Annotated in this window: 13 protein-coding genes; 5 read left to right on the forward strand and 8 right to left on the reverse strand. The window is 68.2% G+C overall.

Going from position 1 to position 17,462, the window contains the following annotated elements; genetic code table 11:
* Nucleotides 1-214 precede the first annotated feature (214 nt).
* From J2X41_RS20260 to J2X41_RS20270, 3 genes are read left to right on the forward strand one after another with little or no spacing between them, the layout of a single operon-like run.
* Entirely contained in the window at nt 215-1,471 is a 1,257-nt protein-coding gene (locus tag J2X41_RS20260; RefSeq protein ID WP_310084999.1) for an oligosaccharide MFS transporter, read from the forward strand.
* Between the two features lie 3 nt (nt 1,472-1,474).
* Nucleotides 1,475-2,677: a glycoside hydrolase family 88 protein gene (locus tag J2X41_RS20265; RefSeq protein ID WP_310085000.1), complete on the forward strand. Its 1,203-nt coding sequence runs from the start codon at nt 1,475-1,477 to the stop codon at nt 2,675-2,677.
* Nucleotides 2,674-3,606, forward strand: a complete 933-nt coding sequence (locus J2X41_RS20270) for an ROK family protein (protein WP_310085003.1) — start codon at nt 2,674-2,676, stop codon at nt 3,604-3,606. The genes J2X41_RS20265 and J2X41_RS20270 overlap by 4 nt, the downstream gene beginning before the upstream one ends.
* A gap of 194 nt (nt 3,607-3,800) precedes the next feature.
* Here the strand turns inward: J2X41_RS20270 and J2X41_RS20275 are convergent, their stop codons facing one another.
* The 6 genes from J2X41_RS20275 to J2X41_RS20300 all read right to left on the reverse strand — a co-directional run bounded on the left by J2X41_RS20275 (nt 3,801) and on the right by J2X41_RS20300 (nt 12,197).
* Nucleotides 3,801-4,919, reverse strand: a complete 1,119-nt coding sequence (locus tag J2X41_RS20275) for a LacI family DNA-binding transcriptional regulator (RefSeq protein WP_310085006.1) — start codon at nt 4,917-4,919, stop codon at nt 3,801-3,803.
* Nucleotides 4,920-5,139: 220 nt separating this feature from the next.
* Nucleotides 5,140-7,452, reverse strand: a complete 2,313-nt coding sequence (locus J2X41_RS20280) for a heparinase II/III family protein (RefSeq protein ID WP_310085009.1) — start codon at nt 7,450-7,452, stop codon at nt 5,140-5,142.
* Between the two features lie 56 nt (nt 7,453-7,508).
* Complete coding sequence (locus tag J2X41_RS20285) at nt 7,509-8,171, reverse strand: putative 2OG-Fe(II) oxygenase (RefSeq protein WP_310085012.1); 663 nt, start codon at nt 8,169-8,171, stop codon at nt 7,509-7,511.
* A 6-nt stretch (nt 8,172-8,177) separates the two neighbouring features.
* Nucleotides 8,178-11,024, reverse strand: a complete 2,847-nt coding sequence (locus J2X41_RS20290; RefSeq protein ID WP_310085015.1) for a TonB-dependent receptor plug domain-containing protein — start codon at nt 11,022-11,024, stop codon at nt 8,178-8,180.
* A gap of 421 nt (nt 11,025-11,445) precedes the next feature.
* The gene (locus J2X41_RS20295; RefSeq protein ID WP_310085018.1) at nt 11,446-11,943 is read right to left on the reverse strand and encodes a type II toxin-antitoxin system VapC family toxin; all 498 of its coding nucleotides are present in this window, start codon (nt 11,941-11,943) and stop codon (nt 11,446-11,448) included.
* A complete protein-coding gene (locus J2X41_RS20300) occupies nt 11,943-12,197 on the reverse strand; it encodes a type II toxin-antitoxin system Phd/YefM family antitoxin (RefSeq protein ID WP_310085020.1) in 255 nt (84 codons plus the stop codon). The genes J2X41_RS20295 and J2X41_RS20300 overlap by 1 nt, the downstream gene beginning before the upstream one ends.
* Before the next feature lie 207 nt (nt 12,198-12,404).
* Here J2X41_RS20300 and J2X41_RS20305 point away from each other — a divergent pair, with 207 nt between their 5' ends.
* Entirely contained in the window at nt 12,405-13,775 is a 1,371-nt protein-coding gene (locus tag J2X41_RS20305) for a cation:proton antiporter (protein ID WP_310085024.1), read from the forward strand.
* A gap of 78 nt (nt 13,776-13,853) precedes the next feature.
* Nucleotides 13,854-14,297 (forward strand): YciI family protein, encoded by a 444-nt coding sequence (locus tag J2X41_RS20310; protein WP_310085026.1) that lies wholly within the window; start codon nt 13,854-13,856, stop codon nt 14,295-14,297.
* A 13-nt stretch (nt 14,298-14,310) separates the two neighbouring features.
* Here the strand turns inward: J2X41_RS20310 and J2X41_RS20315 are convergent, their stop codons facing one another.
* Complete coding sequence (locus tag J2X41_RS20315; RefSeq protein ID WP_310085029.1) at nt 14,311-15,870, reverse strand: tryptophan 7-halogenase; 1,560 nt, start codon at nt 15,868-15,870, stop codon at nt 14,311-14,313.
* Nucleotides 15,871-15,920: 50 nt separating this feature from the next.
* Complete coding sequence (locus J2X41_RS20320) at nt 15,921-17,147, reverse strand: glycosyltransferase (protein ID WP_310085032.1); 1,227 nt, start codon at nt 17,145-17,147, stop codon at nt 15,921-15,923.
* Nucleotides 17,148-17,462: the final 315 nt, after the last annotated feature.

The following is a 17,462-nucleotide window of genomic DNA, read 5'->3' on the forward strand; positions in this document are numbered from 1 at the left end:
GGAGGAATCCACCCGAGAAATTCGCAGGACAGGGCTTAGGGCCCACCGAAACTGATATCGATATCACTTCACGTTGGCAAGCGTTTCCCATTCCGCATCGGCGTGACGGAATTTGTTTGGTATCGATATCTCTTTCGATTATCACAGGATGACCCGTGCGGCCCAGAGCCGCGTCGCCGCCTGGCGTCAAACGGGGGGAGGAGTCGCCTGGGCCATGAACAAGAAGAACTACACGCTGCTCAGCGCCTTCCTGTTCCTCTACTTCTTCGCCCAGGCGATGAGCATTTCGCTGCTGGCCCTGTGGCTCAAGCGGACCCTCGGCCTGACCGGCGCCCAGACCGGCGTGGTGTTCTCGGCCAACTTCATCTTCGCCATGGCCTCGCAGCCGATCTACGGCTTCCTGTCCGACAAGGTCGGCTTCCGCAAGACCATCCTGTGGGTCATCGCCGCCCTGGTGATGCTGTCCGGCGCCTTCTTCGCCTTCGTCTACGGTCCGCTGCTGAAGAGCAACATCCTGCTGGGCGCGACGCTGGGCGGGCTCTATCTGGGCGTCACCTTCATCGCCGGCAGCTACGCGCTGGAATCCTATGTCGATCGCGTCGGTCGCAAGGACGGGTTCGAATACAGCCGCGCGCGGCTGTGGGGTTCGCTGGGCTTCGCCTTCGCGGCGTTCTTCTCGGGCCGGCTCTACAACATCGACCCGCTGATCAACTTCTCCCTGGCCTCGCTGGCGGGCCTGCTGCTGCTGCCGATCCTGGCCATGACCCGGATCGAGGGCGCCGCCGACGAGCAGGCCCGCTCGGAAAGCCTCAAGCCGCTGGACGCCCTGGCGATCCTGAAGCTGCCGAAGTTCTGGGGCTTCATGGTGCTGATCCTGGGGGTGACCAACCTCTACCTGGTCTTCGACCAGCAGTTTCCCGCCTACTACGCCTCGCAGTTCGCCGATCCCAAGCACGGCGCGGCGATGTTCGGCTACCTGAATTCGGCTCAGATCTTCGTCGAGGCGGGGATGCTGTTCGTGGCCCCGTTCATCGTCAACCGCACGGGCGCCAAGAACGGCCTGCTGCTGGCCGCCGGGATCATGATCTTCCGCATCACCGGCTCGGGCCTCGTCGAGGGGCCGGTGGCGATCTCGGCGATGAAGATGCTGCACTCGCTGGAGCTGCCGATCCTGGCGGTGTCGATCTTCCGCTACATCGCCGCCCATTTCGAGGCCCGCCTGGCCTCGACCCTCTATCTGGTGGGGGTCAGCTTCGGCCATTCCCTGGGCCTGGCCATCCTGTCGCCGATCGTCGGCAAGTCCTACGACCTGATCGGCTTCCCGCACACCTATCTGCTGATCGCCCTGGGCGCGGCGCTGTTCTGGACCGCCTCGCTGTTCGCCCTGGCGCCGACGCCGGCCGCCGCGAACCGGGCCGATCCCGCGCTGAAGACCGCCCTCCCCGACGCCGATCTAGCCAAGGTCGACTGATCCATGCCGCCGATCTCCCTTCCACCGACCTCTGACCGCGAACCGCTGAAGCTGCGCGACGCCCTGGAAGGCCGCGCGCCCGACCGCGCCGCCCTGGACGCGATCCTGGCCGCCGTGCTCGCCCGCATCGACGCCAACCTGGCGGTGTTCACCGACGCCTTCCCCGCGCCGTCCAGCGTCGGCGGGGTCTATCCCGCCATGGGCAATGTCGAATGGACCAACGGCTTCTGGACCGGCATGCTGTGGCTGGCCTACGAGGTCAGCGGCGAGGCGCGCTACCGGCAGGCCGCCGAGCGGCAGGTTCAAAGCTTCAAGGACCGGGTCGATCGCCGGATCAACGTGGACCACCACGACCTGGGCTTCCTCTATTCGCTGTCCTGCGTGGCGGCCTACAAGCTGACCGGCGACACAGGCGCGCGTGACGCGGCGCTGGAGGCCGCCCGCCTGCTGCTGGCCCGCTACCTGCCGCAGGCCGGCATCATCCAGGCCTGGGGCGACCTGAACGATCCCGCCCAGGCCGGCCGGATGATCATCGACTGCAACCTCAACCTGCCCCTGCTGTACTGGGCCAGCCAGGTGACCGGCGACCGCGCCTTCGCCGACGCCGCCGACCGCCATATCGAACAGGCGGCGCGCCACATCGTGCGGCCCGACGGCTCGACCTTCCACACCTTCTTCATGGATCCGGTCACCGGCGCCCCGCGGATGGGCAAGACCCACCAGGGCCACAGCGACAGCTCGTGCTGGGCGCGCGGCCAGGCCTGGGGGATCAGCGGCTTCCCGCTGGTCCACCGCTACAAGGCCGACCCGTCGTTGCTGGCGCTCAGCGCCCGTCTGGCCAACTACTATCTCAACCGCCTGCCCTCGGACCTGATCTGCTGCTGGGACCTGGTGTTCACCGGCCCGCCGCACGAACGCGACAGCTCGGCGGCGGCGATCGCCGCCTGCGGCCTGCTGGAACTGGCCCGCGGGCTGCCGCCGACCGACCCCGACCGCACCGCCTACGAGGGCGCGGCCGTGGCGACCGTCGAGACCCTGGGGACCCGCTACCTGCTGCCGCCAGGTCCGCCCGGCACGGGCGTCCTGGCCCACGCGGTCTACCACATGCCCAACGGCGTGGGCGTCGACGAGGCCTGCATCTGGGGCGACTACTTCTTCCTCGAGGCCCTGGTCCGGCTGACCCGTCCCTGGGAGCCCTACTGGTGATCCAGGTCGGTATCGATTTCGGCGGGACCAAGGTCGAGGCCGCCGCCCTGGACGCCCAGGGCAATTATCTGGCGCGCGTGCGGGCCCCCAATCCTGGCGCCTACGACGCGGCGATCGAGACCGTGCGCGACCTGATCGCCCAGGTCGAGCAGCAGGCCGGCGGTCGCGGCACGATCGGCGTCGGCGCGCCCGGCTCGATCTCGCCGACCACGGGCGTGATGCGCAATTCCAATTCGGTCTATCTGAACGGCCGCACCTTCCGCGAGGACCTGACCGCCGCCCTGGGTCGCCCGGTGCGGCTGGCCAACGACGCCAACTGCCTGGCTTTATCCGAGGCGGTCGACGGCGCGGCGGCCGGGGCGCGTGTGGCCTTCGCCATCATCCTGGGCACCGGCTGCGGCGGCGGCCTGGCCGTGAACGGCCGCCTGGTCGAGGGCCCCAACGGCGTCGCCGGCGAGTGGGGGCACATCCCCCTGCCCTGGCCGACGCCCCAGGAGACGCCCGGCCCGCGCTGCTGGTGCGGCCAGCACGGCTGTCTGGAGATGTGGATTTCCGGCACCGGCCTGCGGCACGACTTCGCCGCCGCCACCGGCGTCCAGGCCACGGGCGAGGCGATCATCGCCGGTTTCCGCCAGAGCGAGCCGGCGGCCGTGGCCGCCTTCGACCGCTATGTCGACCGACTGGGCCGGGCTATCGCCGTGCTGGTCAACATCGCCGATCCGGACGTGCTGGTGATCGGCGGTGGGCTGTCGAACGTCGGCGAGATCTACGAGCGCCTCCCGGCCCTGATCGCTCCCCGGGTGTTCTCCGACCGCTGGTCGGCCCGCATAGCGCCGGCCCGCTGGGGCGACGCCTCGGGCGTGCGCGGGGCCGCCCGGCTCTGGAACGACCTGGCCGACGCCCAGGCGGCCGTCCTGGCCTCGGCCTAGGTCTGGAGAGGATCGAAAAAGTCCCAGATGTTGTCATCCCGGCTGTAGCGAAGCGGAAGGCCGGGACCCAGGTGAACCGCACCGCACCAGCCCAGTCCCCTGGGTCCCGGACAGCCTCTACGAGGCTTCCGGGATGACAACCGTTATTGGGCTTTTGCTATTTTCCGATGGTCCGCGGTCGCCCTGGCGTCGGCCTAGGTTCCGGCCTTGGCGGGCCGGCGGCGCGGCGGGGCCTTGACCGGCGCCGGGCCCGACGAGCCCCGCTTGACCAGGGTGAACTTCATCAGCTGATGGGTCGGCGACGGCGCGTTTCCGGCCCGCTCGGCCTTGATCTCGTCGACGATCAGCGACACCGCCGCCCGGCCCATGGCGCTGATCGGCTGGTGGATGGTCGTCAGTTCGGGCCAGACGGTGCTGGCGATCGGGGTGTCGTCGAAGCCGACGACGGTCAGCGCCTCGGGCACGGCGATCTGCAGCCCGTGGGCCACGGCCAGGGCGGCGGCGGCCATGTCGTCGTTGCTGGCGAAGATGGCCGTGGGCCGCTCGTCGGCGCTGAGCAGCAGCTCGGCCGCAGCCAGGCCCGAACGGTAGGTGAACTGGCCCTGGACCACCCAGTCGGGATCGACCGGCAGGCCGGCGGCGGTCATGGCGTCGACGAAGCCTTCATAGCGCAGCTGGGTGGGGGTGTGCTGCGGGTCGCCCTTGACGAAGCCGATCCGTGAATGGCCCAGCTCGATCAGGTGGCGGGTCATGGCCGCCGCGCCCTGGTAGTCGTCGATGCGCACCGACGAGACGTCGTGCATCGGTCGGGCCGTGGCCAGGGCCAGGACCTTCACGCCGGCGGCGTGCAGCATGTTGATGGTCGGGCGGGAGTCGCACAGCGGCGGCGGCAGGATGACCCCGTCCACGCCCTGGTCCAGCAGGCGGCGCACAGCGGCCTTCTGGCTGGCCAGGCCCGTCGACCGTTCCAGGACCAGCTGGGTGCCCAGCTTGGAGCTCTGCTCGATGCCGCCCAGCATGACTTCGCTGAGATAGGAGGCGCTGGGGTTGCTGTAGAGCACGCCGATCCGTGGCCCGCTGCTGCCGGCCCGCGTGTTGCGCGCCGCCAGGTTGGGCGAATAGTTCAGCGCCTTGATCGCCGCCTGCACCCGCTCGCGCATGGCGTCGCTGACATAGCTGTTGCCGTTGACGACGCGGGACACGGTCATCGAGGCGACGCCGGCGTAGCGCGCCACGTCGTGGATGGTCACCGCCCGCCCCGACTCCGGGACCGAGGCTGGGGGCGTTTCGACTTTGGTCTTGCCCTTGGCCAAGTGCGGGGCTCCTTGAGCGTGATGGACGAAGGGATCGCTGCCGGGCCCCCGGCCAGATCGCGCCGTCTCGGCGGTGATCCAGGTCCCGCCAGGGCGAACGGTCAGCCGCGCCAGGCCGCCGACCGATTCTGGCGCCGCTCGTCCGTTATCGATAACTTCTCAGTCCTGGAAGGCGTTGGCAAGGTTTCGTCGTGCATCGGGATGGCGCCTGAAGGACGCTTCAGCGCACTGCCGCGTTCGTTCGGCGCGCCACCGCGACGTCGCGCTCGCAGGCCCTGGCCACACCGTCCACCGTGATCGACCGCGCGCCGTCGCAGGCCAGGCGGATCGCGTAGACGGGCTGGCCGTCGATGCTGGCCGCCACGCCCTCCTTGTCGACCGTCTTGACGACGAAGGCCTTGGACAGCGAGTCCAGCTCGACCCGGCCGTCGCGCCGCAGATAGCTGCCGTCGGCCACGAACCACCGCCGCGGTTTCCGCGCCTCGCCGCCCTCCGGATAGGTCAGCGCCAGGATGTAGGCGTCGGTCCGCCAGCCGCCGAGCTCGGCGTTGGCGTTGCGGTGGCGGATACGCCCGTCGGCCAGCAGGTTGAAATAGACGTCCGTGACCTCTCCCCCCTGATGGACCCGGACGAGCAGATAGTCCTTGGTCTCGAAGCGCTCGAGCCTCGGCGCCTTGGCCGAACCGTTGGGGGTCAGGGCGACGATGAACTTCATGCGGTCGGACACGCCCGGCGCCTGCAGCCGCAGATAGCGCTGGGTTTCGTCCGGCGCATGGTCCTTCAGCCCCTTGCCTTCGGCCATCCGCAGCAGTTCCGGATAGTCGGTGTACAGGCCGCCGTCGGGCAGGGTCTGGGGAAACAGCGGCTGGACCGCCACTTCGGCCTCGCCATTGCGGACCGTGATCACCTGGCCCTGCCGCTTGGCCTCGCCCTCGTAGTGCAGCAGCCATTCGAACTGGCCCGGCTGCCAGCCCTTCAGGTCGTCGATCACCAGGATCACGTCGCCCAGCCACAGGAAGCTGCGGTACTTGCGCTCGAAGACGCTGGCGTTCGGCCCCGTGGCGTCGGCCCAGACGAAGCGCAGGTCGCCTGCGTCGACCAGGTGTTCGACCCGCCCGGGGAAGTGGGACCCGTCATAGGTGTTGCTGGTCGGCTCGGCCTTGCCGTCCAGGGTCACCACGTTGTGGGCCTCGCTCTGGCGGTAGTAGCCGTCGTATTCGGGCCGGGCGTAGCTGCTGTTGCCGGAATCGATCAGCAGCTGCTTGCCCTTGTGCCACAGGATGAAGCTGCCGGCGTCGGCGTGGTTGTGGTTCCAGGTGAAGCCCGAGCGGACCGCCAGGTAGGTGGCGTCGGGGGCCCAAGACGAGCGCATCGTCGCCGAGCCCAGGTCGCGGTCGATCCAGCTGGTCGGCAGCCCCGGCCCGGTTCCCACGCCAGCCCGCGCCTTGGCCGACGGCCACTGCACCATGTTCTCGGCCTCGTTCCAGACGTCCTGGCCGGGATTGGACCGCACCTTGTCCAGGTACCAGAGATAGCGCGGCTGCTGGTCGCCGCTGGCCCACAGGTTGACCAGGGCGTGCGCCCCGCTGGCCGTGGGGTTGCCGTCGCCGAAGTTGGACGACAGCGCCCCCGAACCGGTCGGGTAGAGGTTGTGCAGAAACAGGTCGCCGATTCCGGCCAGGCGCGGCGTCGGGGCGGGCTTTTCGACGAAGGCGTCCAGCCAGGCGCGCCTGAACCTCAGATAGCCTTCGGCGGCGAAGTCGGCGTAGTTGATGCTTTCGACGAAGGCCCCGTTGGACGCGAAGTGCTGGGGCTTGGTCTCGATCGCGCTACCGTCATAGGCGGCCCATTCCTCGGCGGCCTCGTCGATCCGCCGGATCCAGGCGTCGGCCTGGGGCTCCTCGGTCTTGACCGCTATGGCCGCGACGCCGGCGCCGAACACGATGTGGCTGAACCAGTTGTGGCCCATGGTGTCGAGGCTGTGGATCCGCTCGGCGCCGTCGACCCAGTCGTTCAGGGTGGGCTTGATGGCGCCCCGGACCAGGGCCTTGGCCAGCCGATCGCGCTCGGCCGGGCTCAGGGCGTCATGGATGGCGTCGAACGTCAGGCCGTAGACATAGGCGCTGGTCCCCATGCCCAGGTCGGAATTCCACACCGGCGAGCGGGCCAGCAACGGCTTGTCGGTGACCCAGTTGGGCCGCGCGGCATAGATGTCCAACAGGGCCTTGGCCCGGTCGGCGTAGCGACGCTCGCCGGTCATGCGATAGGCCAGGGCCAGGTCCATCAGGGCGGCATTGAGCTCGCGGTCGTTGGCCGGCTTGCGCGCCAGGGCCTCGTCGGCCCGGGCGTGCGCGCGGGTCCAGGCGGCCTTGGCGTCCGGATCCTCGACCACGCGCGAGCGGAACTGCGCCACATGGCGGTCGCTGAAGGCCAGGTAGGGATGGCCCGACCGCAGGGTCTGGGCTTGGGCCGCCCCGCCGATCAGGCACGCCGCCAGGACCAGTCCTGAAACTCGCCGCATCACGTCACGCACCCCGTGTCTCCTTCCCGTCGCCGTCATGGTGTTCTTCGGGTCCAATGCTGATCCGCCTAGGCCAGGGACAGGTTGACCGCGAAGCTGCGGCGCACGCCGGGGCTCCGGAACGGGTAGACGCAGTGCAGCATCCAGGACGGCCACAGATAGAACTCGCCCACCACCGGCTTGACGACGAACAGGTTGCGCACGCCCACGGCGCTGCGGCTGTCGATGAACTGCAGGCACCCGGCGGTGTTCTGCCGCGCCTTGTCGGCCCGGAACTCGTCGTCGTAGCCCGGCGGCACGCGGAGATAGCCGACGCTGCTGAACAGGCAGCCCTGGTGGAAATGGGCGGGGTTGTAGTCGCCGGCGACCATGTCGTTGACCCAGCCTTCCTTGATCTGGATCTGCAGCTTCTTGTCGGCCAGTTCCTCGGTCCGCTCGTAGTCGCCGTAGTGCATGAGCGCGTTCTCGCAGCGATAGGCGTAGGTGCGCGCCACGTCGTAGAGGAAGTCGGCGACCTGCGGCGTCTGCCGGAGCACGTCGGTGACCCGCATCTCGGTGCTGACCACGCCGGCCAGGTGCGCGGACCAGTCACGGGCGGCGACCTCGTCCCGCCGCCCCAGCAAGTCATCGATGCGGGCGTTCAAGCGCTCGACCATCCCGTCTGGCATCGTCGCCTTGAGGATGGTCGGGCTGAACGGCGCGACGAGCTTCAGGTCGTGGTCGTTGGTCACGGCCGCCTAGAACTCCCTGCGGACGGTCAGCCAGACCGACCGCGGCGCGTTGCGCTTGAGCAGGAACCCCGACTCCGGCAGCTGGGCGACCACGTCATAGACCTGGACGTTGGCGGGAAGGTTGCTGCTGATCATCGGGTCGTAGGCCGAGACATATTGCGTGTTCAGCAGGTTGCGGACGTCGACGGTGACCTTCGTCCTGGCCAGGCCCTCGTACTGCACCGAGACGTCCACATTGTCCTGCTTGGGCAGGAAGCGGTGGTCCAGGGAATTGGTGTTGAGCTTGCGCTCGTCCATCCAGCGGTGGCGGACGTTGAAGCGGAAGTCCTTGTAGCGATAGGAGACGGTGTTGCTCACCGTCCACTTCGGCGACCGGGCCAGGATCCCGGCATCGACGCGCAGGACATCGTCGGCCGCGCCCAGGCCGTTGGCGCCCGTATTCAGCCAGTTGTAGGCCGCGGTCGTCTTGCCGTTCAGGTAGGTCACCGACGGAGACCATTCGAGGTTCCGTGTGATCCGCCATTTCGCCCACGATTCAATCCCGCGCGTGAAGTACGTGTTGAAGTTTTCCGGCAGCAGGTAGGTCGAGACGTTGTCCGTATCGATGGCCGTCGGATAATCGTTCACCGCGAAGCTCTGGTAGAAGGCGGTGACCTGGCCGTTGAATTTGCGATCGCCGAACGTGTAGGCCAGTTCGTGACCCTTGATGAACGCGGTCGGACCGAGCGGACGTACCAGGGCGGCCACGGTCGAGTAGCGATTGATGACGCCCGCCGCCGGCTGCTTGGCGTCGGTGTAGCGGTAGTAGATCTTGTGCTTGTCGTTGAAATTGTAGCCGACCGAGACGCTGTAATCGACGACGCCCAGGGCCCGGTCGGCGCGGATGACCTTCGACGCGGTCTGGGTCATGGTCACGTTGTCGTAGACGGTCAGCGGGTCGCCATCGAGCCCGCCATTGGTCAGGGAGCCGGCGGCTGCGTTTCGGGTGTCCCAGGTCTCGGAATAGGTCTTGGCGTTGAAATGCTGGTACTTGATGCTGCTGTTGAAGTCCCAGTGGCCCGGCGACCAGTTGAAGCCCGCATAAGGCGAGGCCTCCAGGATCCTGGCCCGTTGCGACACGGTGGTGAACAGGCCGCTGCCGTACGAGCCCCAGCCGCCGGCGTCGGTCAGCCGATAGGTCGTTCCTGACGCGGTGACGTATCGGGCGTTCAGGTTCCGCACCTCCCCGTCGGCCCAGGCCGACACGCCCAGGCCGTTGGCCCAGTTGTCGTTGGCCTGGTGGGAGCGGGCCACGTAGACCCCGAAATTCAGGTTGTAGGACTCCCCGTGATAGCTGGCGGTGAAGTTGCCCATGAAGTCCTTGGACCCGCGGTCGTTGTCCTCCGCCCGGGTCAGCAGCACCAGGTCCTGCGAGGCGCTGGCGACCGGCACGACGCCGGAATTGAAGGCGCCGTTGGCGTTCGGGATCGTGGCGGTGACTAGGCCGCCGCGCATGTCGATGTCGCGATTGGGCAGGTTGTTGCCGATGATGCAGAGGCTGTTGGCCTGCCAGGTGGTCGCCGTGACCCGCGGACAGGCCGCGCCGGTGCGGTAGTTGGTCCCCAGTTGCGAGCCGGCGACGTTGTTGGCGACCCGGGCGACCATGGCGCCGGCCGCATCGTAGAACTCGTAATAGCCGGGCGTGCGGTCGAGATTGTTGATGTTCAGGCCGAAGCGCTCGCGGGTCGCCGCCGCCGAGGCCAGCGAGGCCAGGCCCTGGGGCTTGTAGGACTGGCCGCGATAGTCGGATTTCTGCAGGCGCAGCGCGCCCGTGAAGCCCCAAGGGCCGTCGGTGTCATGGCGCCAGTTCAGCGAAATGGCGTCCTGCCGGTAGCGATAGCCGGCCGACGGGTCCAGCGTGTGGCTGCCGTGCTTGAAGTAGTTCGGAACGGTCTGCTCGCCGCCGTTCATGAACAGGTTCACATCCCGCCCGAAGCCCGGGATCTCCTGGGCGTCCCGGTAGCCGTAGGTCGGCTGCTGGAAGGTGGTCAGTTCGGCGTTGGTGTCGTCCAGGTGCTTGAGGATCACGTTGAACGAGCCCGACCCGCCGGCGCCCTGGTACTCCTTGTAGAGGTTCACCTTGAATTGGCCGCCGTGGTTCAGGTCCCACCCCGGATCCACCTGGCCGTTGGATCGACGATAGAAGCCGCTGACCCCGACGCCGGCGTCGCCGGCCTTGTTCACCCAGCCATAGGATCCGTCGACCTGCTTCCACGACAGGTGCAGGTCGTCGCCCTCGAAGCCGAGGCGGGTCTGGATGACCCCGCCCGGCTTCACGGCCCCGGTGATGTAGTTGAACGTCGAGCCGACGGAGGTGGTCACGCCGGTCGCCGACGAGCCGCCCCGGACCGACTCGACCCGGCTGGTCGAGATGTCGGCGCGATAGAAATAGCCGTCCTGGAAGCCGCTGAACTTGAACGGCACGACCGGCAGGCCGTCCTCGAGGATGGTCGTCCAGAAATAGCCCGAGGTGTTGGCCCCGGTGCCGATGGTCATGCCGCGCGTGAAGACCTCGTTGCGCGCCACGCCGTCGTTGGACTCGACCACCACGCCGGGCATGTCGCGCAGCATGTCGTCGGCGCTGATCGGCGTGAACTTGGACATGTCGTCCTCGTTCAGCACCGAGAACGAGACATTGGCCTTCTTGGCCTGGGTGTTGGCCATGACGCCGGTGACGATCACCTCGTCGACGGCGCTGACCTCGCTGTCGGCCTGGACCGGCGCCGATCTCGGCGCGGCCGCCTTTCGCGACGCCGCCGACTGGGCTTGGGCCGCGGTCGCCAGGAGGCTCGCGCCGGCCAGGACCAACGCCATGTGAGAAACCTGCAAGGCGCGCATACGGACGCGCCGGGGCTGTTGAGCACCCATTCTTTCCTCCCCTTCGGGCTTTGGCCCGACCCTGTTTGGCGCGAGATTCAGAGCTCGCTTGGCTGACCGCGTCGTCGGAACCGAGCGTCCAGGACGTCCTCGATCAGTCTATTGTTATCGATATCAATGCAACTTGAAGGCTGTCAACGTCTTTCGACGGCCACGCTTGCTCGCCCATCGGTCGATGCCGATGGCGGCCAAAGTCCAGATGTCAGGCTCGATGCGGGATGAAATGGCGCGCCGACGGCGGGTTGATCCAACCTGCGGAGGGGCTCGGGCCGGCCCCACGACTGTTCACGATATCATGGTGGAGCGCTTGGACGACTTTCACCCGCAAGCTTTCGCGTCCGGGATCCCCCCGCTCGGGTCAGCCCCGCACGAAGATGTTGCGCAGCCACTGCGATCCCGCCTTGGCGGCCTGGCCCCAGTCCTCGCTGTCGTCCAGCGCCTCGGGCTTGTAGCCCCAGGGGTTGAACAGCTTCAGCCGGTTGACCTTGAAGGCCGCCCCGTTGCGCGTGACCAGGGTCAGGCCATGCTCCAGGGCCGTGGCCGCCAGCAGGGCGTCACGGGCGTCGGTCAGCGGCAGGCGGCCGCGCGCCCGGACGACGGCGGCGTCGACCGGCAGGACTCGTCCCTCGAAGGCGCCGGCTACCTGGCCGTCCAGCCAGGTCCGCAGGGCCGCGCCCGCCGCCTTGTCCTTGCGCTCGACCCGCGCCACGCCGGTCTCCAGTTCCAGCAGGGTGATCGCCGAGATGAACAGGCTGGAGCGGGCCACGCCCGCGGCCCAACCGGCCAGGCCCGGATCGGTCCCGCCGGCCTTGGCGTTGCGCAGCTCGAAGACGATGTCGGTGTCGAGCAGGTACATCAGCCGCGCCAGTTCATGGGCCTGTCCCAGGCCTCGTCCGACCGCGCCTCGGCGAGGTCCAAGGCGACCGGCGCGCTCATGGCCAGCAGGTCGACGATCGTCTCGGTCTGGCCCGACAGCTTGCGATAGGCCTCGATGCTCATCAGCACATGGGTTGTCCGGCCCCGGTCGGTCACGAACACCGGCTCGATCCGCGCGGCGCGCTTGGCCTGGCTGACATCCTGGTTGAAGTCGCGGCTCGAGATGACTTTCATGTGCCTACGTACCTACATTGACAAGGCTGTCTTGTAGGCACGTTACTACATTGTGGCGTTCGAGCAACAGGAAATTCCTCAGCAAAAACAATCTTCTGAACAGCAGCGTCAAAAACGCGATTTCGACTTGCGGCCAAAAGCCAAGTCTGCGCGGCTTGGCCTCAACGGCGGGAAAACGCCGAGAGGGATTCACCAAGGGGGGACGCTTTGTCCGACGTCATATCCAGCCTGATCAGCACCGTGAGCGGCATATTGGGCCCGCACGGTCCAGCCACCGCGGCCGCCGCGCACAGCTATGCGCCCGCCGATTTCAGCGTTCACTTCTTCCTGCAGCTGGCCGCGATCGTGCTGGCCTGCCGCGTCGTCGGCTGGCTGGGCCAGAAGGTGGGCCAGCCCCAGGTGGTGGGCGAAATGGTCGCCGGCGTGATCCTGGGCCCGTCCCTGCTGGGCCTGCTGTTCCCGCATTTCCAGGGCATGTTGTTCCCTAAGGAAACCAAGAACGTGCTCTACGTCGGCGCCCAGCTGGGCGTGGGCCTCTACATGTTCATGGTCGGCACCAGCTTCCAGGCCGATCACTTCAAGGCCAAGGCCAAGAGCGCCATGAGCGTGTCGTTCGCCGGCATCGCCGCGCCGTTCGTCATCGCAGCCATCATCACGCCGTTCCTGCTGAAGGTGCCGGGCCTGTTCGCCGCCGGCATCAGCCAGGGGAACGCCACCCTGTTCATGGGCGCCTGCATCGCCCTGACCGCCTTCCCGATGCTGGCCCGGATCATCAATGAGCGCGGCCTGGCCAAGACCTCGCTGGGCACGCTGTCGCTGACCGCCGGCGCCTTCGACGACGCCGTGTCGTGGTGCGTGCTGGCCGTGGTGCTGGCCACCTTCGGCGGTGGTCCCGGCGTGGCCGTTCTCGCCATTGGCGGCGGCCTGGCCTGGGTGGCGTTCGTCACCATCCTGGGCCCGAAGATCCTGGCCCCGCTGGGCCGCATGGTCGAGCGCGAGGGCCAGATGAGCACCTCGGTCCTGGCCATGATCATGCTGGCCTTCTGCCTCTCGGCCTTCCTGATGGACGCCGTCGGCATCCACGCGATCTTCGGCGGCTTCATCCTGGGCGTGGTCATGCCGCGCGGCCTGCTGGTGCAGGAGCTGAAGAAGAAGGTCGAGCCGATCGCCGTCGTGCTGCTGCTGCCGATGTTCTTCACCTATTCGGGGCTGAACACCCGGATGGACATGGTCAACTCGCCCCAGCTCCTGCTGATCGCCCTGGGCGTCCTGGCCGCCTCGGTCCTGGCCAAGTGGGGCGCCTGCTACATCGCCGCCCGCGCCTCGGGCGAGAACCACCACACCGCCATGGGCATCGGCGCCTTGATGAACTCCCGCGGCCTGATGGAGCTGATCATCATCAACATCGGCCTGCAGAAGGGCATCATCGGCCCGACCCTGTTCTCGATGCTGGTGCTGATGGCCATCGTCACCACCGTCATGGCCAGCCCGCTGTTCGAGGTGGTCTACGGCAAGAAGGCCCGCGAGACGGGCGAACTGGACGCCATCGAAGGCGCGCCCGTGAAGGCCGCCGCCTGACCTTTCAAAAGTCGCTTCCCTGGGCCCTCGCTCTCCTGCCGGAGCGAGGGCTTTTTTTGCGCCGAAAGTCGCGGACCGATGTCGGCCACGGAGAACCCCGTTCGTCATTTCGAGACAAGGCCGACGAGGCCGGCTCGAACAGGGAGACAGGCGATGCGTGTGATGGTGCTCGTGAAGGCGACTGAAGACAGCGAAAAGGGCTTTGTCCCCACGCCGCAGACGATGGCGATGATGGAGGCGATGGGTCGGTTCAACGATGAGCTGGTCAAGGCCGGGATCATGCGCGACGGCGACGGTCTCAAGCCTTCGTCGCAAGGCAAGCGCGTCGCCTTCGATGGCGCCGGCCGTACGGTCATCGACGGCCCCTTCGCCGCGACGCGCGAACTGGTCGCCGGCTTCTGGCTCTGGGACGTCAAGGACATGGACGAGGCGGTCGCCTGGGTGAAGCGCTGCCCCAACCCCATGCCGGGACCCAGCGAAATCGAGATCCGGCCGCTTTACGAAATGGCCGATTTCGCCTGACGCCGTACCAGCCTCAGGCCGGCTCCAGCGACCGGTCGAAGCCGAAGCGGTTGATCTGGGCGATCAGGTCGCGGTGGCTGGGCAGGTCGTGGGTGGCGCGCTCGCCGAAATTGCGGATCTTGGCGAACAGCTTCTCGGCGCCCGCCACGTCGGGGAATTCGCTGCGCCCCGGCGACAGGTCGGTTTTGAAGCCCATGCCGTACAGGATGTACTGGTAGTTGAAGAAGGCGAAGGTCTCCAGGTCCAGGATGAAGTCGTAGCGGGTGGGCGGCCGCCAGCGCCACTGTTCCAGGAGGTCGACCAGCCGCTCGGGCATCGAGACCGAATCGGCGTTCTGGCGCCAGAACGGCTCGGTGCGCTGGCTCAGGCAGTAGTGCAGCTTCAGGAAGGTGATGATGTTGTCGAAGCGGGCGGTCATCAGTTCATTGAAGCGGAAGGCCGGGGCGCTGATCGGGCCGTTGTGCGGGAACAGCTCGGCGATGATCGCCACCGCCGCCTCGATCAGCACCACCCCGGTCGACTCCAGCGGCTCCAGGAACCCCGCCGACAGGCCCACGGCCACGCAGTTCTTGACCCACTGCTTGGTGCGATAGCCGGCCTCGAACGCCAGGGTCCGGGGCGCGATCTCGACGTCCTGGCCGACATAGCCGCGCAGGATCGCCTCGGCCCGGCCGTCGTCGATGTGGTCGCTGGAATAAACGCAGCCGACGCCGCGCGCCCCGTTCAGGCCGATGTCCCAGGTCCAGCCGGCCTCGTGGGCGGTGGCGACCGTGAAGCTCTGGATCGGGGCGTCGGGACGCTCATAGGGGATCTTGCAGGCCAGGGCCCGGTCGGCGAACAGGATCGGCCGCGCCGACTTGAACGGGGCCTTCAGGGCCTGGCCGATCAGCTCGGCGTGGAAGCCCGTGCAGTCGATATAGAGCTCGGCCTCCAGCCGCCCGTGCTCGGCGCAGACGACGTGGTCGATGGCCCCGGCCGCGTCCAGCTCCACCTCCGTCAGCCGCCCCTGCAGGTGGCGCACGCCCAGCTCGCGGGCCCGCTCGGCCAGCACCTGGGCCAGCTTGGCGGCGTCGAAATGGTAGGCGTAGTTCAGCGGGCCGGAGAAGTTGCCCTCATGCGGGCGCTTGGGCGCGCGCTGGGCGTCGGCGACCCGGGCCTGGATGGTCATGGCCTCGGCGAACGGCGCGCGGGTGGCCTCGTCCTGCAGCAGCCAGTAGGGCGCCAGACTCGCGCCATCGGTCGAGAACGGGGCCTCGAACGGGTGGAAGTACTGGTGGCGCTCGCCGTCTTCGCTGGGAGCCCAGGCCCAGTCGTTGAAGCGGATGCCCTGCTTGAAAGTGGCCGAGGTCTCGCGGATGAACCGGGCCTCGTCGATGCCCAGGAACTGCAGGGTCGTGCGGATGGTCGGGAACGTGGCCTCGCCAACGCCGATGATGCCGACGTCGGGCGACTCCAGCAGGGTGATCTCCAGATGCGCCTGCTCGGCGATCCGCAGCGACTTGGCCAGGTAGGCGGCCGTCAGCCACCCGGCCGTGCCGCCCCCGACGATCAGGATTCTGCGTCTACCATCCATGCCGCCTTGATAGCGCGCCGCGTCGCAAAAGCGGAAAGCAAACTTCGGCCTCAGCGGCCGCCGATCACCTCGAGCAGCCGTTCGGCGGCGACCCTGGCCCCGTCGGACCCAACCGCGCCGGCCAGCTTGAGCGCCCGCGCGCGGACCTCCGGGGTCAGGGCCATCTCGAGCGCGGCCGACAGGGACTCCACGGTTGGGGCAGGCCCCTCGTGCGCGACGCCGACGCCAAGGTCCGCCACCCGCCTGGCGAAATACGGCTGGTCGGCGATCTGGGGGACAACCACCTGCGGCGCCCCGGCCCGGGCGGCCGTCGTCGTGGTCCCCGCCCCGCCGTGGTGCACGACGGCGGCCACGCGGGCGAACAGCGCCTGCTGGTTGACCTCGCCGACGGCGAAGCCATCGTCGCGGTCGTCGCCCAGGTCCAGGTCGGCCCAGCCGTGGGCGAGCAGCACGCGGCGCCCCTGGGCGCGGACCGCCTCGACGGCCGCGCGGGCCGCGGCCTTCAGGGCCTGCATGGGCATGCTGCCGAAGCCCACATAGACCGGCGGCGGGCCGGCGCTCAGGAAGGCTTCCAGCGCCGGCGGCAGCGGGCGCTCGTCCGGCAGGATCCAGGCGCCGGTCTGCACCACCTCGCGCAGCTCCGTCGGCCGCCACGGGCTGAGGGTGGGGTCCGACGCCAGCCAGGGCCGGTCGGTGAAGACGTGGTCGCGGACATTGTCCACCGGCGGCAAGCCCATCGCCGTGCGGCGGGCGTTGAGCGCCTCGCCGAACAGTCCGTTCATGGTTCGCACATTCTGGTCCCACAGCACCCGATTGTCGGTCTCCTCCACGGGGACCGGATATCCCGGATAGGGGTGCGGCCGGTGGTGCGTCGAGGGCAGCCAGATCGGGCAGAAGGTCGCGTAGACGTACGGTACGCCGCGCAGTTCGGCCACGCACCGCGCGGCGGCCGTGGACGGGAAGAGGCCAGCCGCCAGGATCGCGTCGCAGCCCTCGGCCGCCGCCGAGATCGCCTCGAACTGGGCGTTCAGCACCCCCGCCGCGCGCTGGGACAGGTCCATGGGCGGATCGTTCGCCAGGGCGGAGGCTACCCACTGGCGCACCGGCGTGAAGGCCGGCGCCAAGGGCGCGCCGGCCCGCGCCAGCAGCGCGGCGAATTCCGGATCGGGCGGGGCGCAGACCACCGCCTCCACGCCCAGCCCCCGCAAGGCCGCGGCCAGCCCCGCCATCGGCTCGACGTCGCCACGCGATCCAAAGGTCGACAACAGAACCCGCATGCGGTCCTCCCTTGCGTTGAGGACGCTACAAACTGCGCATAAATCGCCGCACGCCAATTCTTGAACGAAACTGTTTCGTCCCCAGATCCCTATCAGGCGGGACGAAGACCGCGTCGGCGAGCATGTTCGCGACCACCGATATGAGGCGCTGTCCGCCGGGGCGCGACGCCGGTATTGCCTGGCGAGGTCGATCTCGCCCGACGCCGCTCACCGGGGTGCGGCCCGCGATCCGGCCGCCTCGAAGCGCGAATTTGCTGGCGAACTGGCACTCATCACCTATGGTTGTGGAACCACGACCTTGTGCAACCTTCGAGA

This window comes from Caulobacter sp. BE254 (assembly GCF_031457295.1).
In the GTDB taxonomy this organism is placed as follows: domain Bacteria; phylum Pseudomonadota; class Alphaproteobacteria; order Caulobacterales; family Caulobacteraceae; genus Caulobacter.

What these genes read in the sequence shown, in the direction of transcription:
- J2X41_RS20260 (WP_310084999.1), top strand. Translation starts at nt 215, where the DNA reads ATGAACAAGAAGAACTACACGCTGCTCAGCGCCTTCCTGTTCCTCTAC.
- J2X41_RS20265 (WP_310085000.1), top strand. Translation starts at nt 1,475, where the DNA reads ATGCCGCCGATCTCCCTTCCACCGACCTCTGACCGCGAACCGCTGAAG.
- J2X41_RS20290 (WP_310085015.1), bottom strand. Translation starts at nt 11,024, where the DNA reads ATGGCGTTGGTCCTGGCCGGCGCGAGCCTCCTGGCGACCGCGGCCCAA.
- J2X41_RS20295 (WP_310085018.1), bottom strand. Translation starts at nt 11,943, where the DNA reads ATGTACCTGCTCGACACCGACATCGTCTTCGAGCTGCGCAACGCCAAG.
- J2X41_RS20300 (WP_310085020.1), bottom strand. Translation starts at nt 12,197, where the DNA reads ATGAAAGTCATCTCGAGCCGCGACTTCAACCAGGATGTCAGCCAGGCC.
- J2X41_RS20310 (WP_310085026.1), top strand. Translation starts at nt 13,854, where the DNA reads ATGTCGGCCACGGAGAACCCCGTTCGTCATTTCGAGACAAGGCCGACG.
- J2X41_RS20315 (WP_310085029.1), bottom strand. Translation starts at nt 15,870, where the DNA reads ATGGATGGTAGACGCAGAATCCTGATCGTCGGGGGCGGCACGGCCGGG.
- J2X41_RS20320 (WP_310085032.1), bottom strand. Translation starts at nt 17,147, where the DNA reads ATGCGGGTTCTGTTGTCGACCTTTGGATCGCGTGGCGACGTCGAGCCG.